Annotated in this window: 29 protein-coding genes and 1 tRNA gene; 7 read left to right on the top strand and 23 right to left on the bottom strand. The window is 48.4% G+C overall.

Translation table 11 applies throughout. The features are described 5' to 3' along the window. Positions 1-58: 58 nt before the first annotated feature. A complete protein-coding gene (locus F608_RS0123770) occupies positions 59-841 on the top strand; it encodes a prepilin peptidase (RefSeq protein WP_022668230.1) in 783 nt (260 codons plus the stop codon). Positions 842-859: 18 nt separating this feature from the next. Here the strand turns inward: F608_RS0123770 and F608_RS0123765 are convergent, their stop codons facing one another. Continuing rightward, entirely contained in the window at positions 860-1,324 is a 465-nt protein-coding gene (locus tag F608_RS0123765) for a chemotaxis protein CheX (RefSeq protein ID WP_022668229.1), read from the bottom strand. Positions 1,325-1,552: 228 nt separating this feature from the next. On the opposite strand from F608_RS0123765, the gene F608_RS0123760 reads away from it, so the two are divergent. Then, the gene (locus F608_RS0123760; protein WP_022668228.1) at positions 1,553-1,822 is read left to right on the top strand and encodes an HU family DNA-binding protein; all 270 of its coding nucleotides are present in this window, start codon (positions 1,553-1,555) and stop codon (positions 1,820-1,822) included. Between the two features lie 85 nt (positions 1,823-1,907). Further along, positions 1,908-2,663 (top strand): hypothetical protein, encoded by a 756-nt coding sequence (locus F608_RS0123755; RefSeq protein WP_022668227.1) that lies wholly within the window; start codon positions 1,908-1,910, stop codon positions 2,661-2,663. Here the strand turns inward: F608_RS0123755 and F608_RS0123750 are convergent. The 20 genes from F608_RS0123750 to F608_RS0123655 form a co-directional block, all read right to left on the bottom strand. Continuing rightward, complete coding sequence (locus F608_RS0123750) at positions 2,658-4,061, bottom strand: exodeoxyribonuclease I (RefSeq protein ID WP_022668226.1); 1,404 nt, start codon at positions 4,059-4,061, stop codon at positions 2,658-2,660. The two genes, F608_RS0123755 and F608_RS0123750, sit on opposite strands and share 6 nt — an antisense overlap. Positions 4,062-4,156: 95 nt before the next feature. Next, the gene (rpsI, locus tag F608_RS0123745; protein WP_022668225.1) at positions 4,157-4,552 is read right to left on the bottom strand and encodes a 30S ribosomal protein S9; all 396 of its coding nucleotides are present in this window, start codon (positions 4,550-4,552) and stop codon (positions 4,157-4,159) included. Between the two features lie 24 nt (positions 4,553-4,576). Beyond that, positions 4,577-5,011, bottom strand: coding sequence for a 50S ribosomal protein L13 (gene rplM / locus F608_RS0123740; protein ID WP_027363065.1), 435 nt, complete (start codon positions 5,009-5,011; stop codon positions 4,577-4,579). Between the two features lie 73 nt (positions 5,012-5,084). After that, complete coding sequence (locus F608_RS0123735) at positions 5,085-5,492, bottom strand: bactofilin family protein (protein ID WP_022668223.1); 408 nt, start codon at positions 5,490-5,492, stop codon at positions 5,085-5,087. Between the two features lie 19 nt (positions 5,493-5,511). After that, a complete protein-coding gene (locus tag F608_RS0123730) occupies positions 5,512-7,059 on the bottom strand; it encodes a M14/M99 family metallopeptidase (protein WP_022668222.1) in 1,548 nt (515 codons plus the stop codon). After that, positions 7,059-8,051, bottom strand: a complete 993-nt coding sequence (locus F608_RS0123725; RefSeq protein WP_022668221.1) for a hypothetical protein — start codon at positions 8,049-8,051, stop codon at positions 7,059-7,061. The genes F608_RS0123730 and F608_RS0123725 overlap by 1 nt, the downstream gene beginning before the upstream one ends. After that, complete coding sequence (locus F608_RS0123720; protein WP_022668220.1) at positions 8,015-9,349, bottom strand: L,D-transpeptidase family protein; 1,335 nt, start codon at positions 9,347-9,349, stop codon at positions 8,015-8,017. The genes F608_RS0123725 and F608_RS0123720 overlap by 37 nt, the downstream gene beginning before the upstream one ends. 9 nt (positions 9,350-9,358) lie before the next feature. Next, positions 9,359-10,432, bottom strand: a complete 1,074-nt coding sequence (gene ruvB / locus F608_RS0123715) for a Holliday junction branch migration DNA helicase RuvB (RefSeq protein WP_022668219.1) — start codon at positions 10,430-10,432, stop codon at positions 9,359-9,361. A 2-nt stretch (positions 10,433-10,434) separates the two neighbouring features. Next, complete coding sequence (gene ruvA, locus F608_RS0123710; RefSeq protein ID WP_022668218.1) at positions 10,435-11,064, bottom strand: Holliday junction branch migration protein RuvA; 630 nt, start codon at positions 11,062-11,064, stop codon at positions 10,435-10,437. Further along, on the bottom strand, positions 11,061-11,546 hold the full coding sequence (locus F608_RS0123705; protein ID WP_022668217.1) for a crossover junction endodeoxyribonuclease RuvC: 486 nt from the start codon (positions 11,544-11,546) through the stop codon (positions 11,061-11,063). Before F608_RS0123705 ends, ruvA begins: the two co-directional genes overlap by 4 nt. An 8-nt stretch (positions 11,547-11,554) precedes the next feature. Further along, entirely contained in the window at positions 11,555-12,424 is an 870-nt protein-coding gene (gene ybgF / locus F608_RS0123700) for a tol-pal system protein YbgF (protein ID WP_022668216.1), read from the bottom strand. A gap of 74 nt (positions 12,425-12,498) precedes the next feature. Beyond that, positions 12,499-13,089: a peptidoglycan-associated lipoprotein Pal gene (pal, locus tag F608_RS0123695; RefSeq protein ID WP_022668215.1), complete on the bottom strand. Its 591-nt coding sequence runs from the start codon at positions 13,087-13,089 to the stop codon at positions 12,499-12,501. 31 nt (positions 13,090-13,120) lie between these two features. Continuing rightward, positions 13,121-14,482: a Tol-Pal system beta propeller repeat protein TolB gene (gene tolB / locus F608_RS0123690; protein ID WP_022668214.1), complete on the bottom strand. Its 1,362-nt coding sequence runs from the start codon at positions 14,480-14,482 to the stop codon at positions 13,121-13,123. Further along, complete coding sequence (locus F608_RS33145; RefSeq protein ID WP_022668213.1) at positions 14,479-15,426, bottom strand: energy transducer TonB; 948 nt, start codon at positions 15,424-15,426, stop codon at positions 14,479-14,481. Before F608_RS33145 ends, tolB begins: the two co-directional genes overlap by 4 nt. 9 nt (positions 15,427-15,435) lie before the next feature. Further along, positions 15,436-15,852, bottom strand: a complete 417-nt coding sequence (gene tolR / locus F608_RS0123680; protein ID WP_022668212.1) for a protein TolR — start codon at positions 15,850-15,852, stop codon at positions 15,436-15,438. Continuing rightward, a complete protein-coding gene (gene tolQ, locus F608_RS0123675) occupies positions 15,852-16,562 on the bottom strand; it encodes a protein TolQ (protein WP_027363063.1) in 711 nt (236 codons plus the stop codon). Before tolQ ends, tolR begins: the two co-directional genes overlap by 1 nt. A gap of 194 nt (positions 16,563-16,756) precedes the next feature. Continuing rightward, a complete protein-coding gene (gene groL, locus F608_RS0123670; protein WP_022668210.1) occupies positions 16,757-18,406 on the bottom strand; it encodes a chaperonin GroEL in 1,650 nt (549 codons plus the stop codon). A 34-nt stretch (positions 18,407-18,440) separates the two neighbouring features. Continuing rightward, a complete protein-coding gene (gene groES / locus F608_RS0123665; protein WP_022668209.1) occupies positions 18,441-18,728 on the bottom strand; it encodes a co-chaperone GroES in 288 nt (95 codons plus the stop codon). An 84-nt stretch (positions 18,729-18,812) separates the two neighbouring features. Next, positions 18,813-19,085 (bottom strand): FmdB family zinc ribbon protein, encoded by a 273-nt coding sequence (locus F608_RS0123660; protein WP_022668208.1) that lies wholly within the window; start codon positions 19,083-19,085, stop codon positions 18,813-18,815. Positions 19,086-19,211: 126 nt separating this feature from the next. Then, positions 19,212-19,739 (bottom strand): hypothetical protein, encoded by a 528-nt coding sequence (locus F608_RS0123655; protein WP_027363062.1) that lies wholly within the window; start codon positions 19,737-19,739, stop codon positions 19,212-19,214. Positions 19,740-19,841: 102 nt separating this feature from the next. Between F608_RS0123655 and F608_RS35920 the strand changes: the two genes are divergently transcribed. Further along, positions 19,842-19,946, top strand: coding sequence for a 30S ribosomal protein bS22 (locus F608_RS35920; protein ID WP_482156182.1), 105 nt, complete (start codon positions 19,842-19,844; stop codon positions 19,944-19,946). Positions 19,947-20,028: 82 nt separating this feature from the next. Here F608_RS35920 and hflC read toward each other — a convergent pair whose 3' ends face one another. Both hflC and hflK read right to left on the bottom strand, forming a co-directional pair. Continuing rightward, on the bottom strand, positions 20,029-20,988 hold the full coding sequence (gene hflC, locus F608_RS0123650) for a protease modulator HflC (RefSeq protein WP_022668206.1): 960 nt from the start codon (positions 20,986-20,988) through the stop codon (positions 20,029-20,031). Positions 20,989-20,992: 4 nt separating this feature from the next. Next, positions 20,993-22,078 (bottom strand): FtsH protease activity modulator HflK, encoded by a 1,086-nt coding sequence (gene hflK / locus F608_RS0123645; protein ID WP_022668205.1) that lies wholly within the window; start codon positions 22,076-22,078, stop codon positions 20,993-20,995. A 204-nt stretch (positions 22,079-22,282) separates the two neighbouring features. Between hflK and F608_RS0123640 the strand changes: the two genes are divergently transcribed. The 3 genes from F608_RS0123640 to F608_RS0123630 all read left to right on the top strand — a co-directional run bounded on the left by F608_RS0123640 (position 22,283) and on the right by F608_RS0123630 (position 23,456). Further along, the gene (locus tag F608_RS0123640; RefSeq protein WP_022668204.1) at positions 22,283-22,597 is read left to right on the top strand and encodes a DciA family protein; all 315 of its coding nucleotides are present in this window, start codon (positions 22,283-22,285) and stop codon (positions 22,595-22,597) included. Then, positions 22,578-23,312, top strand: a complete 735-nt coding sequence (locus tag F608_RS33140; RefSeq protein WP_022668203.1) for a tRNA1(Val) (adenine(37)-N6)-methyltransferase — start codon at positions 22,578-22,580, stop codon at positions 23,310-23,312. The genes F608_RS0123640 and F608_RS33140 overlap by 20 nt, the downstream gene beginning before the upstream one ends. A gap of 52 nt (positions 23,313-23,364) precedes the next feature. After that, a tRNA-Ser gene (locus F608_RS0123630) sits at positions 23,365-23,456 on the top strand. Positions 23,457-23,463: the final 7 nt, after the last annotated feature.

Genomic DNA, 23,463 nt, shown 5'->3' with positions numbered 1-23,463 from the left:
TTTTAAGATACCATAAAGGTAAGGATATTTTAAATCAACCCAAGGAACCTCCCGGCATATGGACCCCATATTGATTTTTCTGATTCTTGCATTCTTCTTCGGAACCTGCGTGGGCAGCTTTTTAAACGTCTGCATCTATAGAATTCCCGAAAAAAAATCCATTGTATTCCCGGGTTCCTTCTGCCCGGTCTGCAGGGAAAACATCCCCTTTTATTGCAATATCCCCATAATCAGCTTTCTGATCCTGGGCGGGAGATGCCGGTCATGCAGGACCCGGATCCCCTTCCGATATCCCCTCGTGGAGATATTCACCGGATGCCTGGCCGCAGCCGTGGCCTATAAGTTCGGTTTCAGCGGCCAGGCCCTGGTCTGGTTTGTCTTTGCCTGTACCCTTACCGTGGTCTCCTGTATTGATCTGGACCATCAGATTATCCCGGATATCATATCCTTGCCCGGCACCCTTATTTTCGGGATCCTGGGTTTTTGGGTCCTGGAACTTGAACTCAAATCTATAGTATTGGGAATTATTACCGGCGGAGGAATTCTTTATGCCGTTGCAGCCATATATTTTCTGGTAAAAAAAGAACAGGGTATGGGCGGAGGAGATATCAAACTCATGGCCATGATCGGGGCTTTGACCGGCATCAAAGGTGCTTTATTTACCATTTTCGCAGGGTCCTTGCTGGGAAGCGGGATAGGAATTCTTGTCCTAGTCAGTAATAAAATCATCAATATCAGGCAGAAAATCCCCTTTGGGCCTTTTCTTTCCGGGGGCGCCCTCCTCTATCTCTTTTTCGGGGATGAATTGATCCGGTGGTATTTTCACACCCTATCCGGATGAAATTACAGGATCAGAGGATCAGACTCCGTAGCAGACTTCTATTACTAGTTTCCCCTTGGTCGTTTTAAAAGGAATAACAATGACATCCCCTCCCCCCTCGATATGGTCGATGTCCTGGTCAGCCCCGGTACACACCCTGTCCAGCTTGACTTTAACCTTTTTATCCATCTCGGCAATCTTGGTGGTCACGTGGCCCGCCACCATATTGGAAATTTCTCCCACCGCATCCAGGATCTCATCGTTTATCTCAGTCATATCCTCGCCGAACATGGCCGATACAATCCCCAGGATACTTTTCTCTGAAAAGCTTATAACGGCTGAACCTTTGAGGTCTCCGCTGATCTCAAGCACCCCGGAAATATCTCCCTGGGCTTTACTGCCTGATTTTAGAAAAGGAGATTCAGGTTTGACCTTAACAAAGGCGGTTGTATCAAGAATGTGTAAAGTTCCTTCAATGAAAGGATTCACAAGAGCTGCATCCATTTTTCCCTCCTATTTTCATTGATTTTATGATTTTAACCCGATCTGTGCAATGAAATTTTTAAAAAATGTCAATAAATCCTTGACAGGCCCGTCCCAACGACGTAACGTACGCTGAAAGCTGATTGAAATAATTAATGCTGGCCAAACGTTTGTAAATCGGAATTACGTTTGTAAGGCATACTTAAATTCTGGAATTTCTAGAAACTCAAACAAAAAGGAGTGATTAAGATGAACAAAGGCGATTTGATCAACAAGGTTTCTGAGGTGCTCAACAGCAAAAAAGAAGCTCAGGCTGCAGTAGACTGCGTTATTACTGCAATCACTGATGCCCTTGCCGGCAACGATTCTGTTACTCTGGTAGGATTCGGCACATTTAAAACCGCTGAAAGAAAAGCGAGAAAAGGCAGAAACCCCCAGACCGGAAAAGAAATCAATATTCCTGCCAGAAACGTCCCCAAATTCGTCCCTGGAAAAGCGTTGAAAGATGCTGTAAAATAACAGCTGAAAATCTTTTTCTATCTAAATTTTCATGTTCAGGCAGTACTTAACTTTTGGTTAATGCTGCCTGAACTGATTTTCGCCCATGGATTTTAATATTGAAACCATATTCTTGCCGTCCATCGGTGTGGATCTTGTGATGAACATCGACTCATTGATGCCCCTTCCCCGGGCAAGCATTATCCATGACGTTGACTTTTCCCGAAAGACGATTACCATTGCCCAGCCCCGGATTCCTTTCACCGAAACCACCCAGTTTGATCAACTTCACTTGACCACCATCATACGGACTGAAAAAAGACGGGTGAGGGTGGGGATCTCATGCAGGCCCGTTCAATTTATCGACACCTATCGTCTGGCAGGAGATTCAACGGACAGAGCCATTGTGGTTCAGTATGAACTCCCTGTAAAGGAAACCAATATAAGGTCGGCCTATCGGCTTTCCCTAAGTTCCAGGTACACCATCCGGGCCAAGCTGATATGCGGGCAGCTTGAATACCATACTCCCATACACTTCAGGGTCAGGGACATCTCCCTTTCCGGCGCCAGCCTTGTCATCCCCAAAAAAGTAAAACAAAAAAAGAATCCCCTTATCGGATTGGCCCTGAATGAAAAACTGGTTGCGGGAATCAGCCTGGTGGACGCCAAAAAAGAACAGCCCGTGGCTACCTTTGCCCTGAAATTTAAAGTCGTCCGCATGAATCTCAAACACACGGATACCACTGTGCTGGCCGGACTCAAAACCATCAAACTGGCCAAAAAGGACGAGGATGCTTTAAGCGACTTTATCCACGCAGCCCAGATTCACCAGTTAAGCCGGTTCGAATCCCCTAATTCATAAATCTTCAATATACTTCCTTACCCAGGCAAAAGCCCGCTTCTGATCCGGATCAAGCCTGTTTTCATCGATTTTTCCGATTTGCTCCAGGACTTGGGCCCGGGTAATTTTCGAATCGTCTCTATACCCCTTTATGGCGTTTCCAGTCCCTAATTTCAACTGATTCAAATGGCTGTCAAATTCAGGATTTTCACGGGCAAATTCACTGAAATTTCTGGACAGGATGCGGCCGGCCAGTTTCCTTACCCGGGGACTTTTAATTCTAAAAAGCAGATCGGGTTTTTTACGGTCTTCGGTATCGGTAAATCGTGCGATTTCCTTTTTCTCGGCAAAGGAAAAAAAACCGGACTGATAAAGGTCGGCATCGGGATCAATATCCGGGATAAACGGATACCGAAAGGCTTTAAAATAGTCTATCGAATCAAAAAACAGATCCGGCCTTGACCTGAAGCTCTCTAACCTGTCCAGGGCTGTCTGCTGTGAGTCCCGGGTCAGACGGTCCCAGAACCTGTCCAGGCGCGGGAGAACGATAACCTGATCCGCCGGACGCTTTCGGATGACAAACCAGTCATATTTTCCGGTTTCTTGATCAACCTCCTGTTCCATATCCAGGCGGACCCACAGATCCTGATTTTTATAGGCAAAGGAAGCTCCGATATGGACCACCGGTGCCAGATAATTGGCCCGGGGCCCAAAAGCAGGGGAAACGATGATACCAAGCTTGAACCCATGACCCTTTACCTGGAACTCCGGTTGTATCTTGGCGATTCTCGCCGGGTCCTTTTCCCTGTCAAAAAAATTCAGGGCATACCTCCAGACTTTTTTTTCCCGGGAAAGCCTTTTACTCAGTTCAATCAGGGCCTCTACATCGGCCATGGCCTCGTGGGCCTGACCAGATGTCACAAAAGCGTTTTCCCGGGTCAAAAGCTCCAGCTTGAGGCTGGACTCTCCGTTCTCCAGCCGGGGCCAGGAAAGTGCAGATTCACAAAAAACCCGGAACAGGGCCGCCACTGGCAGCATATCCATTCTGGAACATCCGTTTGCATACTGATGGGAATAGGGATCGAGCAGGTTCCGGTAAAACAGGAATCTTAGGAACTCATCATCAAACCCCAGGGAATTATACCCGACGCTGACAGTATCGGGGGTATTGAAAAGGGTATGGATCCTGCGGGCGGCCGGGTATTCATTCATCCCCTTTTCCAGGTCGTCGCCGGTCAGACAATGGGTGATGAAAGCCTGGGGAGAGGGGATAACATCTTCTCTCAATTTAATGGTCAGGGAGGTGCGTTCAATTTCCTTTAGATCCGGATCGGTCCGGATGGATGCAAAGGTTAGGATCTGATCAAATGCAGGGTTTAAACCCGAAGTTTCGACATCGTAGAACAAAAAGGTTTTCATACCACCTCCCTGCGAATCTTAAGGCATAAACGCCAAACGACAAAAGGGGGAACAAATAAATTTGCCTCCCCCCTTTTGAACCGAACAAATAAGAACTATCTTTTGGAAAACTGAAAACTGGCCCTTGCGCCTTTTTTCCCGTATTTTTTACGTTCTTTTTTCCTGGAATCCCGGGTTAGAAACCCTGCGTTTTTGAGCACCCCTCTCAATTCGGGATCCGCAAGAACCAGAGCTTTGGAAAGCCCCTGTCTGACAGCGCCGGCCTGACCGGATTGACCGCCACCCATGACGGTAATTTTAATATCAAAGATATCCTGTTTTTCGGTTAAAACAAGGGGAGAAGCCAGCAGTTCCTGGTTCACACTGATATCAAAATATTCACCCATGTCCCTGTCATTGACAATGATATTGCCCGTGCCGGGTCTCAGCCAAACTTTGGCCACAGAATCTTTACGCTTGCCTGTGGCGTAAAATATGTTTCCAGTTTCCATTGATCGTGTTCTGTCCTTTGATTCTTAAATTTCAATTACTTCCGGCTTTTGAGCAGCATGGGGGTGCTGATCACCAGCGTAAATAAATAATTTCTTGCCCAATTTTCTGCCCAGTCTGTTTTTCGGCAGCATGCCCCTGACGGCCTTGCGAATCACCTCTTCGGGTTTCTTCTCAAGCAGTTCTTTGGCAGTGTCCGATTTAAGACTTCCGATGTAACCGGAGTGGCGATAGTATTGTTTCTGATCCAGCTTGTTGCCGGTCAGACGAATTTTGTCAGCATTAATCACTACCACCCAGTCGCCTGTATCTACATGGGGAGTATAAAGGGGATTATGCTTGCCGCGGATTCTGTAGGCAATCTGTGACGCAAGTCTTCCAAGAACCTTGTCTGCCGCATCAACAACACACCAGTTTTCTTTGTTGTCTGATCTTTTTGCACTATAAGTATATTTTTTCAATGTTCTCATTGCTCCTCTTCGTAAACACAACCCGCAACATTTACCTGATTTCCCTTTTAAAGTCAAGGAAATTTTATAATTCAATTCTTTTTTCTGATTTCAGGCCCGGGACAATTGAATTTTTTTCCTTTGGGCTTGACAGCTTGCTGGATGTCTTGCAGGAGACTTCCGCATTTAGCACTCCGCCGTTTTCCACAATCAAATCCTTGCATTCCACCTTTCCGGAGCAGATGCCGGTGGCAAGAATAATCAGTTCCTTGGATGCGGAGATATCTCCCTGGAACCTGCCGCCGATGGTAATGCTGGCCACCCGGGTGGAACTGGAGTTGACGATACCGTCTTCGGCAATGATCACTGCATCCCCTTCAATGGTGCCCGTCACCTGCCCTTTAATGATAAGCTTACCCGTGCTTGAAATCGAGCCGTCGATTTTCAGTTCCTTGTCAATGATTGACAAATTTTGTTTATTGGTCTTTGCCACGATCAGTCTCCTTGCCGCCTTAAGATTGAATGTCTATATAAACTCTACCGACTTCTTTGCCCTTAAAAGTTGTCAGTATATGATAGCGCCTGCCCTGTTTTTCAAGTGAATATCCCTGCATCAGAACTCCGGCAGCTGTATCGATTACATACCCCCGGTCTTCACCGTTATTCTTGGATTTATTCCCCACAAACCCCTTGAAATTCACCACATACTCCGAGGGATCGATCTGCCCGGTGATGATATCTTCGATCACCAGCTTATCCCCGTAATTTACGGCCACATGGCTGTAATTGTCTGCAATGATGGTCTCTCCGTTTATTTTCAGCTTATACAATATGGTCTTTTCTTTCCGGGACTCTTCCACGGCCAGTTTAACCGGCCCCCTATCGGGGACAGATGCCGCTTCTCCCTCGGCCACGTCCAAAAACACACTGCCGCAGGCATAGGAATCCTTTTTGGCCTCGATTCTGGTGGATTCCACGATTTTAAGCTTTTTTTTCAAATCGTTAAATTCATTTCCCACCCCCAGGACATCCACGCTCAGACCCCGCTCATAATTGGCCACGATGTCATGGACCAAGACGCGGTCCCCCTGTTGAATCTTGAGGTGCTGCATTTTGGCCACAACAACGGGGATAGAATCATTCACAGAGATGATCATGTACTGCATCTCCGGCTTTTTCAAATCAATCCCAGGGGTCTCAGGGATGATACCCAGGACCTCCATAAATCCGTTTATGGCGTAGATGTGCTGCCTGACCTTCTGCTCTAAAGGCAGAGATTTGGCAGACTCGACCCCGAAAGCCGGTATTTTGCAGACATTATGGGCATAATAGGTGGCAGACCGCCTCTGCTCCTTGTGAAGGGAATCAGGATGGCTTGTCCGGTGATTATTAAAATGAAAAAGATAAGATTCGTTGTTTATGTTCATATTGATCTTTTCAATCACTTTTTGGGCCATGATTTCAAGATTCACCGGTTTTTTACCGTCCCCTGGATTCAGCAGGGCATCATCGGCAATCAGGGACTGCCCGTATTTTTTGGGGTTCCTGTCCTTGTCCTCCCATGTGGGGGAGAATATGCCGGATCCTTCATGGAGATTTAAAAAGCAGTCACTCTCACAGATCAGTCCCTTAAGTACATTTACCACCTTGGCTTCGTAGTTGGCCGTATGGTCGTCCATGAATTTCCGGTTCATATCCTGGTTGATCTGTCTTTCGTTTTTCAGGATGGACGGAAAGTTGGCCCGGGGCACAACAATGAGATTTCCGGTTTCAAGGGCAAAATCTGCATAAAAATCCGCGGCCAGAAATCCTCCGGGCTCATCCCCCTGGATTCCTCCGATGATGAGTAGGGTTTTTCCTTTTCTGGCTCCGATGACCCGGTATACATGGAGTTCATTCTCCTGCCCCTCAAAATAGACCGTATGGGTTCTCTGGCCGGCCAGACCAAGGCCGGGCAGAAGCGTGAAAAAAAGGATAACCGCAGCACAAGAGTGGACCCAAAGGCCATGTATAGGTCTGGCTCCCCTTTTAATTTGCCTTTTTAGAATTTTAAATTCCATCAGTTCTGATCCGTTTCTTCAGGCAGAATATCAATAAAACTTTCAGAGATCAGTTTTCCTTGTTCGTCAAATATATACACAGCCGCTTTCTTATAATAATCAGGGCTTTTCCCGTTTTCGATCCTGAATCTCACCGGCTTGAAATGGGCAATGGAAAAGTACTGCCCTTTCCTGTGCAGGGAAGGAATTCCGTCCTTCAATGGAACCGTCGGAACCACCAGCCAGTTTTCCGGACCGGTGATTTCCGGCTTCAGGACAGTAAATATCCTTCCGGAAACTCCCCCGGGTTTTTCCGAAACATTCCGGATGTCAAACCCCACCAGAAGATGTTTGTCAAGTTTATCACGGGTAATGGAGAATTTTTCCACTGCCACGCTGTTGATTAAGCTTTTCCCGCTCGGCCCTGGATCAGTCTCTGTTTTTTGGGCCTGGATTTTCTCTGGTTCCGCCTGAACTTTAGGCTGCTGGTTTTGGACAGCCGCTATCTTTTTCTTCCCAGGGGCTGCCTCTATTTTTTTCTCATTTGATTTTGACACGGCGCTGGGCGTTGGATCTTTTACGGGTGTGACGGCCGCGATCTTCTGCTTTAGTTCCTCGCTGGATGGCTCTTTTTTCCCATTCTTCGGAACCGCTTTCCGGTCTTTGGACCCCGGTTCCACCCTGGGCTCCTTACCGGAAATGACCAGCCGGGCCATCAACACCTCTTTTTCCTCCACCAGCCTCTTATATTTTTTTTCCAGAACAGTCACTTTTTCCGCAAGCACACGGTTCTCTCCGGATAGATGCGCATAAAAAAAATAAAGTCCGCCGGCAATCAGGGCACAGACGACACTTGAAACCCATAAAAATTTTACAAGAACTCTCAGATAACCGCCGGATTTCATCCCCCCGAAATCATCCACAATAAGGATCCGTTTTTTTCTGGACCTTTTGTGCTCAGCTGGTTTTGCCCTGGCTATTTCCCTTTCCAGTTCTCTTGAGATATCTTCCATGATCCACCTTTGTTAACTAGTTTCAATTGCTTGACGCCCTTTGTTGAAAAACCGCTGGACTCATAATTTTGCATAAAAGTTACCTCCAGCCCATCCTTTTTCTTGGATATTTTAAAATTTTCTCCGGTCACACGGATGTAGGCATACCTCTTGGACAGGGCTTTTTTTCTGCGTATCCATGCTTTTTTGGACATGCCTTCAGACCGGAATCCAGGAACATAAAAAGCCCCGTAGGCATCCATGTCCTTGGCAGACCAAGCCGCCAGCCAGGCCCGGACCGTATCCAGTGCAGCTTCCTTAGAGGGTTGGGAGCTTATCAGTTCCAGTGCAGCCACGACAAGTGGAACTTCAGCCTCTGCAAAGGTTTTGTTTTTCATCTGAAACATGTCCCCCACAATTTTATAGCCTGGTTCCTGGCTTTTAAAAAAGAGCTTTCGCCTTCCAAGATTGAGCTTTTTTTCCCCCCAGGCCAGATCAAAATCCATGAGAACCACATAAAGGTCTTTGTGTCTGTAAATACCGGTGGCAGAGGTATTCAGCCTTAACTCTTTTTTCAGTTTTACCGCCCTTCCCCGTATTTTGAGCCACTCTTCCCACCAGGAGATGTCCGGCACATAGGAAGGTGCATAAAAAGAGAGAAATTCATGGTAGGAACCCCGTTCAATGGCTTTTATCCAGTCGCTGACAAGGTTCATGATTCTGGTTCGGGTTTCCTTGATCCGAAAAGACTCTTCCTGCCCGATTTTATCTACAATAATCAGGGGAGTCGAATCGAGACGGATGTAATTGGAAAGGGCCATGACATTTTCGTTTTCCAGGGCAATACACCCGTTGGAGTCCATGGGCTTGAGTGCCCTGTCTGTTCCGTGTATCCATATGGCTGAACCGTTTTTCCCCTGGCGGCGGTCCATGAAATTGGGATAATCCGTGGGAAACGCCTTTTTGCCGTATACCGGGGCCAGATATTTATCCTCAAACTCGTCGATCAAAAAATAAATACCCTCCGGGGTTTTCTTATCCCCCTTCTCGATCTTTGGGCCTGATACCTCACCGGTGGAACACGGGGCGCTGAACACAAGTTCCAGGGACCTGTCAAACCCCTGACCTGCTTTATAGATATAAAGCATCTGGCTCTCCTTTTCCACCAGGATGGCATTTTCATTTTCCGGCAACTCAATTATGGAAGGAGGCTGATTTTCCGGCCTTTGAGCAGATGCACAGACAAACGGGGCCGACAGGGTCAGCACCAGGATCAAAAAACAGATACTGGGATAATAATATTTAAAAACCACTTTCATTTAAGACCATCATCTTGATTCATCCGGTTTTATTTTTAGATGTTTATACGCTTCTTCAGATGCCCTTCTTCCGCTGGAGGTCCGTAATACAAGCCCGATCTTCAGAAGAAAGGGTTCCACCACATCCACCAGGGTATCGGTCTCTTCCTGGAGGGTCGCGGCAATGGCCTCAACCCCCACGGGTCCGCCTTTATAAAAATCAATAATTGTTTGTAAATAGTTCCGGTCGAGCCGGGTCAGCCCAAGACTGTCAATCCCCTCCAGACTGAGGGCGGCCTTGACGGATTCCGAAGTGACCCGTCCGTTTGCCCGGACCTGGGCAAAATCTCTGACCCTTTTGAGCAGCCGGTTGGCAATTCTCGGGGTTCCCCTTGACCTTTGGGCCAGCTCCATACAACCCTGACCTGATATTTCTGTTTCTAGCAGTTGTGCAGACCTTTTGATAATGGTCTGAAGCTCTTCACAGGTATAAAAATCCAGGGTCCTGAAAAGCCCGAATCGGTCCCGCAAAGGGGAAGACAACAATCCCACCCGGGTGGTGGCCCCCACCAGAACGAACCGTTTGAGCCGGTACCGGTGGCTCCGGGCATGGATCCCCTTGTCAAAGACAAAGTCCACGGCAAAATCCTCCATGGCCGGATAGAGAAACTCTTCCACCACCTTGGGGATCCTGTGAATCTCATCGATGAAAAGGATATCTCCGTCTCCCAAATTGGTCAGTATCCCGATAAGATCTCCCCCTTTTTCAAGGGTCGGCCCCGAGGTCACCGTCAAATCACTTCCCATTTCATTGGCGATGATATGGGAAACCGTTGTCTTCCCAAGCCCCGGAGGACCGTGAAGCAGGATGTGGTCCAGGGGTTCATTTCTGAGTTTGGCGGCCTGAATGGCGATTTTCAAGGTCTCCACCGATTCTTTCTGCCCCACATAATCTTCAAATCGGGTGGGTCGAAGGGAAATAATATCCGGAACCCCGTCCTCCCTGAGTTTCCTGGATGTCACCACCCCTTTTTTATCTCCCGGTTCGAGTCTATCTTCCGGGCCAGGGCTGTTCGACGAAAAGGAAAGGATCCCTTCTGACATGATTATTGATTCTCCCTATAGATTTCATCAAACAGGTCCTCGGGTGTAGAGATCTCCTGGTTCCGGGCAAGAGCCTCATTGATCATCCTCCTGGCAGAGGCAGTGGAATGGCCCAATTGTTCGACCAGGACCACCTCCACCTGGCCGGCGACCTCCTGAAGGCTGGAAGAAATCGGCTCCCGGGCAGGGGTATCCTTTTCTGAAACCCGGGTCACGAATCCCTCTACCTTTCCATGGAGGGTGGCAATAATTTTTTCGGCTGTCCGTTTGCCGATTCCGGAGAGCTGGGAAAGAAATGAGACGTCCTTTTGTTCGATGGCCAGGGCGATTTCCCCTGTCGGCCGGGTCAGGGCTTTTACCGCCTTCATGGGACCGATGGCCGCCACGGTGATGAAAAGCTGGAAAAACGCCCTGTCCTCCAGGGAAGCAAAACCGATCAATATGGGTTTGGGTTGTCTTTCCGTGACATGGTAGTAAATATACAGGGCAATGGTTTCGTCCTCTTGAGATCGACCCATGATCTGCTGAATGGTGGTTGCATTCAATAAAATTTCGAACCCGATCTGTCCGGCCAGCAAAAGGATCCCTTCTGCTTCAACCCGCATGACCCGTCCCTCAAGATACCCGATCATAGAACCTTTCCATACCTGTAATACCCGGTCAATGCCAGCCCCAGGGCATCCGAGGCGTGAAACGGGCGTATGGGCTCCGGATGATTGAGAAGATTTCTTACGGCCCGCTCCATCTGAAACTTATCTGCCCCTCCGTTTCCCGAGATTATTTTCTTGGCCTCCCGGACCGGTATTTCTTCCACGGGCAATCCTGCCCGGTGTGCCGCAACCAGCAGGACCCCTGAAACTTTGCCCAACATAATACCTGATCCCGGATATTTTTCAAGGGAGTAAATATCCTCTATAACAACATAATCGGGATTTTGATCCGTAAGAAATTCCAGGATTTTGGAATAAATGGTGTCCAGTCTCAGGGGGGTGGGGTCCTTTGGACTGGTGGAGATACTGCCAAAGGAATATCCGGCAATTTGGTTTCCCGTACCCTGGACCACGCCGATCCCTGTGCCGGCCAATCCAGGGTCAATACCGACTATTTTGATCATGGATGAGTTTAGTTGAGGCTCTTTAATTTTTCCCTGGCATAGGAGGCTTCTTTGGCCTTGGGATGCCGCTTGACCAACTCATTCAAAATCAGTCTGGCATTGGCCTTTTCGCCCAGTTCGGCAAAAGAATACCCCTGTTTAAGCCTTGCAGCGGCAGTCTTGTTGGAATCCGGATAGTCTTCCAGCACTTTCTGGTACTCCAGAATGGCCTTTTCATACCATTTTTCAGCATAATAGGAATCGGCAATCCAGAACCGGGCATTGTCTGCGTTTTTCGAATCCGGAAATTTATTGATAAAATTTTCAAACTGGATCCTGGCATTTTCCATGTCCCCTTTGTCGAAAAGGGTTTTGGCAAAATCGTATAACCGGGTTTCAGACATCTCTTCCGATGGTTCAGAAATAACTCCGGATGAATCCGGATCATCGCCTTTACCGGCCATGGGTTCAAATCCCATATACCGTTCCAGCTTGATCAGCCGTTCGTAATTCCTGGATATGGCCCCGTCCAGCCGCTCAAGTTCTTTTTCAAGATCTTCCCGGCGTTTGGCACTGTTGGTGCCCAGATTAAAACTCAATTCCTGAATCCGGGTATCCATCTGCTGAAATTTTTCCTTTGCCTGCTTCAACTCATAGTTGATCTCGGCATATCTTTCCTGGATCCCGCCTGTTTTCTGGTCAAGTTCTTCTTTTATCCGGGCCATTTCTTCTTTGAGACCGGCTTCTCTCTGGGAAAAACTCTGCTGTTCCGAGAGCTGCCGGTTGTTTTCCATCTCAAGGGAAGCCACCCGGTTTTCCAGCAGAACATACTTGTCCTGACCCACACAGCCGGAAAAGACAAGCAGCCAGATACTGGCCAATAAAAGGGATTGTTTCATCACCAAGCTCCAAGCAAATCACCGGGAAAAGGTTCAGGCATATTTTTTCGCCTGAACCTTTCCCTGTATTCGGACTATTTTAAAACAAATTGAGCGCGCCGGTTCTTTCTCCAGGCTTCTTCGGTCTGTGCCGGGTCCAGGGGACGTTCTTCGCCATAACTGACGGTGTTCAAACGGGACTTGGGCACACCAAGGTCTGAAAGAAAATTCTTTACGGCACTGGCACGTCTCTCTCCCAGGGCCAGGTTGTATTCCGTTGTTCCCCGATCATCACAATGGCCCTGGATGGTAACGGAAACGGAAGGGTTGGCCTCCAGCCAGGCAGCCTTTTCTTTCAGGATCATCTTGGCCATGGAGGTCAGGGCTGAACTGTCATATTCAAAGTGAATATTCTGATTCAGGAATCTGGCTTTTGCCGCGGCAATTTTGGCCTCTTTCATTGCCTGTTCTTTTTCCATCTGCTCTTGAAGTTCCTGGGCTTTGATTCTCTCTGCCTCGGCTTTTGCATCGGCTTCGGCCTTGGCTTTTGCATCTGCATCCGTCATGGACTGATCTTCCACCATTGCGGACTCGGACACGACTTGTTTTTTTGCGCAGGAAATAGTCATAAAAAGTCCAGCCACAAGAATAGCCATCATCAGGTGTAACCATAATTTTTTGTTCATCACGCCTCCTTGAATCAATGAATTACTTCTTTTAATTTTTAGAACTGATAGGCCCTGACCAGTTGGGCTGAGTCTGTTTTCCCTTCAGGGAGAACAACCGCCTCTGATCAGTACCTGCAGCTGTCATTATAAAAATCCTAGACACCCCTCCTTCACGGTTTGAAGAAAATGCGATCAGGCCGCCGTCCGGTGACCAGGTGGGATCTTCATTATCTCCCTGGTTCCGGGTCAGCTGGATGGGAATGCCGATTCCCGAACTCAGATCCGAATCCATCTTGATCATGAACAGATTGATCCGGTTCTTTTCAATGCCCACATAGGCAATCCTGGTGCCGTCGGGGGACCATGCCGGGGACGTATTGTAACGCCCCTGGAAAGTGACCCTCCGGGCTTCACCGGTTGCAAGATCCTTAACGTAAATCTGTGGGGTCCCGGCCCTGTTGGAAGTAAAAGCAATCCTCTTACCATCCGGTGAAAATCTCGGAGACACGTTAATGCCCCAGCTTTTGGATATCTTTTTAATAATTTCTCCCTTCTGGGTCAACAAATATATTTCCTGGGCCCCAGAAAAACTTAATGCAGCGGCAAGTTTCATCTGTCCCGGCATCCAGTCCGGGGAGATATTCATCCCCTTGTAATTGATGATGGTGCCCCGCTTGGTTTTCAGATTTTTAATGTAGATATCCGGTTTTCCCTTTGCATAGGAGACATAGGCCAGCCATTGGCCGTCATCAGACCAGGCAGGAGACAGACTGATACTTTTGTGACGAGTCACCTGGCGGATGTTGAACCCGTCAAATTCACAGGTAAAGATTTCCTTATTCCCCTTTACCGTTGAGACAAAGGAGAGCTTTGAGTTGAACACCCCCCATTTGCCGGTCAATTTATAGGAGATTTCACTGCAGAACAGGTGAATCATCTTACGGATCTGGGATTCAGGCCCGGTATATATTTTTCCCACCAGCAGTTTTGCATTAAAGGTATCAAAGAGCCTGAGTTTGAACTTGACCTTACCCTGGATCTCTTCAATCCCGCCGGTCACCAGAAGATCCGCCCCGATGCCGGTCCAGTCCCTGAAGTTGATCTGTCCCAGCTGGAGACCGGTTTGGGCCGGGTCGGATAGAAAGGCGGCAGGATCCATTACCTTTAAATATCCGGTAAACCCCAGGGCCTTTTTGAGAATGTTCTCTGCTTTCTCCCCTCCCCTGATTTCCGTATCTTTGCCGTTAAACGCCTTAAACCGGGTCACGGCAATGGGGGTCTTGTTCAGAAAAGGATTATAGATATTAATATAATCCACCTCTTTTGAGTAAAGATCCTGGGCAGGACAGAAAAAGAAAACCAGACTTCCTAGGATTATACAGCAGATATGATGTGTAAGCAGGTTTTTCATTTTAAACCCTTTGGTGTAAAAATCACGACAACGTCATAGGATCTCATGCCCGGAGGGAGTTCAGGCAGGGGATTTGCCCTCTTGATCGCCTTTTTGGCAGACTCGTCCAGATACCGGTTCCCGGATCTTGTTTCATATGTAATATCCCGAATCTCACCGCTTTTCAATATCTTGATCAATATTCTGACCTGGAGGCCCTGATCCATTCTGGCAAGAACGTCGTTGAACACCCAGTTTTGTTCAATGGCCGACTGCAAAACCATTTTATACAGATCTATGGGTTTATATCCTTTTTTGGCCATGCCGGAGCCCTGTCCCTGGTCGGATCCGCTGCCGCGGGTTTCCACGGATTCCCTGAGTCTTTTCAATGCGTTTGAAATCTGCTTTTCCTTCTGGGTATCGATCTTTTCGGCAAGCCTCTGTCTGGCCTTTTCCAGTTCTTTTTCAGGGTCGACCTTAGGTTTCAGGCGCTTCTCGGGTTTTTTCTTCTTTTTTTCCTTTTCTCTTTCTTTTTCCCGGGCCGCCATGATCTCTTTCAGGTTCTTGGGTTTGGTTTTAAGGCTGATATCCGGCTTCAGCATGGCCACGGGTTCGGGGGCAGGCTCCGGGGCCGGGTCTGGAAGGGGTTGGGGCTCCAAAGGAATTTCAGCGGTCTTGGCCGCTTCCTCTGGTTCCGGGGTCTGAGCCTTTGGGGCCTGGGGAATTTTTGCCCCCCCTTCGGGCCCGGGGGTAAAGGAGACCAGATCCACCTGGATCACCTTTGGCAGGGGCCTGACCCTTTCAAAATGATGAAAAAGCAGAATACCCATGAAAAACAGAACATGGACCATAAGGGAGACCAGGAGAAACAGGGCCAGGGTTTTCCTATCCTGATCCACCAGTTCAAGGCTGGAGAAGCCGTGAAAAAGCTTTCTCCTCTCTTTTAAGCCGGGCCGGAATTCCATACCTTAATTTCAGGACTCTTCTTCATTGTCGGGAAGTGTGATCATGCCCAAATTTTCAACCCCTGCCTTTTTGATTTTGGACATTATGTTGACCACGATCCCATAGGGGACCCTTTTGTCCGCCCTGAGATAGACCCCGCCCGAGTCCATGTTTTCCAGGACCGCCCCGAGTTTCTCGGTCAAGAAGGCCGCACTCACTTCCTGGTCGTTGATATAGACCTTGAGATCGTTATCAATGGATATGATCAGGTTCTCCTTGTCCGTGGGCAGGGGATCGGAACTGGCGGCAGGCAGGTCAACGTCCACCCCCTGGACCATCATGGGGGCGGTTACCATAAAGATAATCAAAAGAACCAACATGACATCCACAAAGGGTGTTACGTTGATCTCAGACATGAATTGATCGTTACCGGATCCCAGCTGCATTATGCCTCCATCTGTTTTTGGATATCCCGCTCAATGATATTCAAGAGATCCGAGGAAAAACTCTCCAGCTCCGAGTTCATCACCCGGATCCGGTCTGTAAAATAGTTGTATCCGATAACCGAAGGAATGGCCACGGCAAGGCCTGCCGCCGTTGCCACAAGGGCTTCGGAAATACCGGGCGCCACCACGGCCAGGCTGGCGGAGCCGCTCAGCCCGATGCCCTGGAAGGTGCCCATAATCCCCCAGACGGTTCCGAAAAGCCCGATAAAGGGCGCGGTATTCCCTGCAGTGGCCAGGAAGGGGACCAATTGGGTCAGCCGCCGCAGTTCCACATTGATGGACCGTCTCAGGGTCCGTTTGATACTGCCCATGGCATGTAAATATGAAGTTTCGGTTTTTAGTGTCCTGGTCTCCTTCCCGTCCTTGCCCTCGGACCTGGCCATTTCCATGTAGGCGGTAATGAAAATCCGGGCCATTGGGCTGGATCGCAGGGCCTTGGCCTTGGAAAAGGCATCGGCCAGGGTCCGGCACTGCCAGAAAATATCGGTAAAGTCTGAAGATTCCCTGTAGGCTTTCCGGACATATCTAAATTTTATGAACATAATCGCCCAGGAGATGATTGAAAAAAACAGGAGCAGGAGCAGGACAAACTTTACCACCGGTCCGGCGTCGTTCAACATGTAAAGCAGCCCCATTGTTTCAGTGCCCATAAAACCTCTCTAAAAAAGCCTGATATAAACAGGCTGTAAAGATTTACACAAAATTTCATCAATTTAAGTATATGAGCGTGGAATCCATGTCAAGCCCAATTTCAACCAATAAAGCCCCTTGAGTGAACTCAAGGGGCTTTATTTTATACTAGCTCAGACGAAAAGACCTAGGTCATTTAAAATGACAGATCATCTTACATCATTCCGGGCATTCCGCCGCCCATTCCGCCGCCGGGCATTCCGCCGGGCATTCCGCCTCCGCCTGCATTTTCTTCAGGTTTTTCAGCGATCATGGCTTCTGTGGTCAGCATGACAGATGCAACGCTGGCTGCATTCTGCAGTGCAAAACGGACCACTTTCTTGGGATCAATGACACCGGCTTCAATCAGGTCTTCATAGACATTGGTTCTGGCATTGTAACCAAATGCGCCTTTGCCTTCCTTCACCTTGTTGATCACGACAGAACCCTCAACACCGGCATTGTCTGCGATCTTGCGCAGGGGCTCTTCAATGGCCCGGGCAACCACGCCCACACCCAGTTTTTCTTCGCCTTCCAGATTCAGGCTGTCCAGGACAGATACGCTTCTGACCAGAGCCACACCGCCTCCGGGAACAATACCCTCTTCCACGGCGGCCCGGGTAGCGTTCAATGCATCTTCAACCCTGGCTTTCTTTTCTTTCATCTCGGTTTCTGTGGCAGCGCCCACGTTGATGACGGCAACCCCGCCGACCAGTTTGGCAAGACGCTCCTGAAGTTTTTCCCTGTCATAGTCGGAAGAGGTCTCTTCCGCCTGGGCACGGATCATCTTCACACGGCCTTCAAGGGCTTCCCTGGAACCGGCACCGTCAACGATGGTGGTGTTGTCTTTGTCAATGGTAATGGTCTTTGCCTGGCCCAGGTCCTGGACGGTTACGTTTTCAAGCTTGATACCCACGTCCTCGGAAACCACCTGGCCACCGGTAAGGACAGCAATGTCTTCCAGCATGGCCTTTCTTCTGTCCCCAAACCCGGGAGCCTTGACAGCAGCGACGTTCAGCGTACCGCGCAATTTATTCACAACCAGGGTGGCCAGAGCTTCGCCTTCAATATCTTCCGCAATGATCACAAGGGGCTTGCCTGTTTTGGCAATTTCTTCCAGAACCGGAAGCAGATCCTTCATGGAAGAGACTTTTTTGTCGCAGATCAGAACAAAGGGATTTTCAAGGGCAGCCACCATTTTTTCACTGTCCGTGACAAAATAAGGAGACAGGTAGCCGCGGTCAAACTGCATGCCCTCGACAACATCCAGGGTGGTATCCATGGATTTGGCCTCTTCCACGGTGATGACGCCTTCTTTACCGACCTTGTCCATGGCCTCTGCAATGATATTTCCGATGGTCTCATCATTGTTGGCGGAGATGGTTCCAACCTGGGCGATTTCGTTCTGATCTTTGGTGGGCTTGGAAAGGGTCTCAAGATTTTCAACGATCTTTGCCACAGCCTTGTCAATCCCCCTCTTGATGCCCATGGGATTGTTGCCGGCTACGACCAGTTTCTGGCCTTCCTCATAAATGGCCCTTGCCAGAACCGTGGCCGTGGTCGTACCGTCACCGGCCATATCTGAAGTCTTGGAAGAAACTTCCTTGACCATCTGGGCGCCCATGTTTTCAAACTTGTCCTCAAGATCGATTTCTTTGGCAACGGTCACACCGTCCTTGGTTACATTGGGAGATCCCCAGGATTTTTCAATAACAACGTTTCTGCCTTTGGGTCCAAGGGTTACCACAACGGCATCTGCAAGAGCTTTAACGCCTTTGAGCATCGCCTCACGTGCTTTTGCATCATATTTAATTTCTTTAGCCATTTTAAAGGTTCTCCATTCTTAATTATGTATTAAATTATTCAATAATTCCAAGAACATCATCCTGACGCAGGATCAGATAGTCAATGCCGTCGATCTTTACGTCGGTTCCGCCGTACTTGCTGAACAGAATCCTGTCACCGACTTTTACATCCATGGGAAGCAGTTTTCCGTCTTCCCCCATGCGGCCGTTTCCGGTTGCCATGATCTTGCCTTCGGCAGGTTTTTCCTTAGCCGTATCCGGGATAATAATACCACCTTTGGTTTTTTCATCCTCTTCTACGCGCTGAACAAGAATTCTGTCACTCAATGGTCTCAAACTCATGATACATTTCTCCTTTTAATATTCATTGTGTTTCACTAAATTGTAGAATTGACTTCTCAGTTCTATATTTGGTTCAGCCCCTAATTATTTAGAAGATTCTACCTTTTTAGAAGCTGTATCCGCCGACTTGGATGTAGATGTTTCTTTGGGTTCAGGTCCTTTTCCGGATCCGGTTTTGGCTCCGCCGTAATCCGTAACATACCAACCTGAGCCTTTCAGATGAAAAGAACTCTGGGAGATCAATTTTTTGAGATGGCCCCGGCACTTTGAACAGGTTTCAATGGGTGGGTCTGAAATTTTCTGGAATGCCTCTTGAATCTCACCGCATTCCGTACATTGATACTCATAAACCGGCATTGGTCTTGTCTCCGTTTTTTCTCGTCTTTTGTTTTTCCATAGCTGCTTGAAAAAGCAAATTTAAAATAATAAGTCTTTTTTTCTTGTCAAGACAGACCATCTAAAATTTTTACTGAAAAATCAGGTTTAGATGCGTTTCCGCCATTTTTCATAAAAACCAAGAACTTGAGCAAGCCCCGGCAATTTCACAGGCTCCAGAATGGCATAGGTCAAACCATGCACCTTCCTCTCTTCTTCCAGGGTCACAGAGGCTTCAGAGGCATTTTCATACCGGTGTTTGAACCTGGAGAACCGGACCACGTGAACCAGTTCATGAACCAGGATATACAGGAGAAAAGCATCCAGCAGGATCTCTTTATTTTTTTCTTCCAGGAAAAGGATGGCTTGGTCCTGTATGCATATGGTATACAGACTATAAGAGGAAGAACTTAGTGGAGCGCCTTTTTTTCTCCCCTCGTATTTGACGACCTGGGCAAAGGGACCCTCCACCCGCTCGTGGGCGGCCAGATCCTTGGCCGTCTTAATATCATACCGGTTTTTCAGCCATTGGCCGGAGGAAAGCTTGAAAAAATTATTCACAAGTTCTTCCGCCATGAGGACGGCCTTCTCCACCCTTTGAAGCTCCTGGGGATTAAAAAACCTCGATTCTTTCATGAGCATCTGCTTTTAAATAAAACAATTGAAAATTCCGGATACTCTATGCTATAGTAAATAGTTAACCTATTCAAATGAAAATTATAAGCAATTAAAAAGGAGGTGATTGGTTTGGGCAGTGTATTGAAAAAAAGAAGAAAAAAAATGAGAAAGCATAAACACAGAAAGCTCCTCGCTAAGACAAGACATCAGAGAAAGAAAAAATAGCGGTTAAGATATGGCGAGTATTGAGCCGTGGCCAGGCCCCAGCTCAATACTCAAAATATACCTTTAAGAATTTCGGAGTGTTCTATTCCGAAGATCCCTTCATATACTTCATCAAATCCGAATCCGTGGACAGGATCAGGGTGGAATCCTTTTCAAGGGTTTTCTTATAGACTTCCATGGTTTTTACAAAGGCATAAAATTCAGGATCAGCCCCATAGGCCTGGGCATAGATCCGTGTAGCCTGGGCATCGGCCTTTCCCTTGATGGTTTGGGCTGTTTTATAGGCCTCGGATTTGATCACCTGAAGCTCTTTTTCCTTTTCCCCCCGGATGTTGCTGGCTTCCCCCTTGCCTTCGGCCCGGAATTTTTCAGCGATCTGGTTTCTTTCAGCGATCATCCGGTCGTAGACCGATCTTCTGACACTGTCGATATAATTGATCCGCTTGATCTTCACGTCCACCAGCTCAATGCCGAATTTTTTAAGCTTGTCCCTTGCCTGAGCAACGATTTTCCGGGTAATTTCATCCCGACCCAGTTTAATGGTATACTGGATCCGGCTTTTTTCATTCCCGTCGGTGGTCCCGTCCGCATTGGTCTCAAATGTATCCATGGAACGGTCCGTATTTCTCACGCTTTCCACCAGGGGAAAGGAGGTCACCAGGTTCCGCATGGCCGGATCAATGATATCATCCAATCGTTTCAGGGCAGAGAACTCGTCCTTGACGGTCTGGAAATAGACCACAGGATCGCTGATCTTCCATCGGGCAAAGGTATCCACCCAGATATAGGTCTTATCCTTTGTGGGAACCTGACCCGGATCCCCGTCCCATTCCAGAAGATTTTTCGGAAAGAAATTGGCCTTTTGGATAAAGGGGATCTTAAAATTCAGTCCCGGCTCCCTTACCGGCTCTCCCATGATCCGCCCGAACTGGGCAATGACCACCTGCTCGGTTTCGTCCACCACATAAGCGGAACTATAAACCAGGACTGCCAGAACCGCCACAGCTACCAGTGCCGCAATTGTAATATTGTTATTTTTCATATCGTTATTCACCTTTTGAAAGGAACTTGTCTTTGGAAATCATGGAAGCCCCCCCCATATTTAAGAAGGGCAGCAGGTTCTTCTGGTCAGAGTCGATGATATACTTTGATCCCAGCCTGGGCACGATTTCCATCATGGATTCAAGGTACATCCGCTTTTTGGTCACGTCCTTGGCCGTTGCATAGGCCTTGTATATGGCCGTGAACTTTGCGGCATCCCCCTGGGCCCGGTTGACCCGGTCAATGGCATACCCTTCTGCATCCTTGATCACCCGCTTGGCTTCACCCCGGGCAAGGGGGACAGCCTTGTTGTACTCTTCCCTGGCCTTGTATATGGTCTGCTCTTTCTCCTGGATGGCCTGGTTGACCTCGTTGAAAGAGGCCTGTACCGGTTCCGGAACATTGGTCTTCTTCATTTCAATGGTGACGATGTTGATCCCGGCCTCGGCCTGGTCCATTTCCTTCTGGAGCATTTCCTTGGCAGCCAGGGCAATTTCAGCCCGTTTGGTAATCACCTCGTTGATACTCCGATCCCCTATCACGGTTCTCATGGTCGCCTCGGACATATGCCGAAGCAGGGACCTGACGTTCTTCACATTAAAGAGATAGGCCCTGGGATCCGCTCTCCTGTACTGGACGATCCAGGGGACCACGGCCACGTTCAGATCCCCGGTCAGTACCAGAGCAGACTCCTGCCGGGGCGTCTCGGAAGAACCCCGGTAGGCATCCGTACTGCCGTAGGTTTTAAACCCGAACTCTTCTGTTTCCGGGGTTTTGACATTCACCTTTGTGACCTTTTCAATACCCGAAGGCAACTTAAAGTTAAGCCCGGGCTGGGCAAGCCGGTTATACTTGCCGAACCGCTGAATCACCCCCACTTCGTTCCGGTCAACGGTGAAAAAAGTCGAAGATCCAAAATATAAAGCCAGAAGAACGGCACCCGCAAAAAAGATCCCCGGGAATTTAAAGCCCTTGAACTTGTTCAAGAGTTCATCCATCTGGGGGGGCCTGGGCATCCCGGGCCCTCCATCCCCTTTTTTCTGCTCGTATTTCTGCTGGTTTTCCCTTAATTTTTCCCAATCCCAATTCATAAAAGATGTCCTGTAAAAATCTAAATTCATTGTTTTAGATAAAACGCTTCAGAAGGCAAAATATAGCCTGTTTTATAATTATCAACCCCAAAAGGCAAGTGTCTCTCAAAAATTAGGCTTTAGATTTCGATAATTAACTATACTTTAAATTCAAACATGGTATAAGTTCAGGATAAGGTTTATCTTCAAAGAGAGGTCAAAGGGTTGGATAAAAAAGAGGGCAAACTGATCCATATTTCCGATGTCCTGGGCAAGGCCCTTGGCCGGTACAGACCTGCCATGGATACGGAGATGACAAGAATATGGGATGTCTGGGACACTGCCGTGGGAAGCCCCATTGCCATGAATGCCAAACCCGACGCGTTCAAGGACGGCACCCTGATGGTGAACGTTTCCAGCTCCTCCTGGATTCACCAGCTCAAATTCCTTGAACAGGAAATGATTCTCAACCTTAACAAGAACCTCGATTCCGAACTCATCAGCCAAATCAGATTTAAAATTGGAAAAATCCACTCCTGAGTCCTTTTTCAATCATCGAATCAAGATCCGGCAGCCGGAAACCGGGTACCGGTTTTCCATGGATCCCCTTATCCTCGCAGCCCACATCATGCCCGGTCCAGGGGATAAAATCCTCGACATCGGATGCGGGTGCGGGATCATGCCCCTGATTCTGGGATTGAGACACAGGGATGTCCGGATCGTCGGGATTGAAATCCAGGAGGAACTGGCCGGGTTTGCCCGCCGGAATATGGAAGAAAACAAATTAAAGGAGAGGGTCAGGGTATTGCACCGGGATCTGAGTTTACTGGACCTGGAGGAGATCCAGGGGCCTTCGGATTGGATCATCTCAAACCCGCCCTTTAAGAAAAAAGACACGGGCCGGCTCAACCCCGACCCCCAAAAAGCCCTGGCCCGTCATGAAATCAAACTCGACCTGGACAGTCTCTTCTCCAACGGCAAAAGGCTTCTTAAACCCAGGGGGATCATCACCATTATTTTCCCGGCCCAGAGAGTGGCGGACATCTTTTCGGCCATGGCCGGGCATGGATTTCAACCGGACTGGCTCAGGTTCATCCATATCCGGAGAACGGAACCGGCCAAACTTGTCCTGGCATCGGGGATAAAAAACGGGAACGGTCCCTGCATTGTCCGCCCCCCTTTCATCATCAACCATGAATCCGGCAGCCCCACCCAAGAGTACTCTCTCATCTTTAGCGGCAAGGATGAGGTTTAAGCCTTGACAGAAATTAAAAAAGATACTATTTTGCCCCTCAATTAATTTTAACGGAGAGGTGACCGAGATGGCTGAAGGTGCACGCCTGGAAAGCGTGTGTATCCTAACCGGGTACCGAGGGTTCGAATCCCTCCCTCTCCGCCACTCATCA

The organism is Desulfospira joergensenii DSM 10085 (assembly GCF_000420085.1).
Classification (GTDB): domain Bacteria; phylum Desulfobacterota; class Desulfobacteria; order Desulfobacterales; family Desulfobacteraceae; genus Desulfospira; species Desulfospira joergensenii.
The sequence above is the reverse complement of the archived record's forward strand: the minus strand, read 5'-3'. Positions and strand labels throughout refer to the sequence as shown.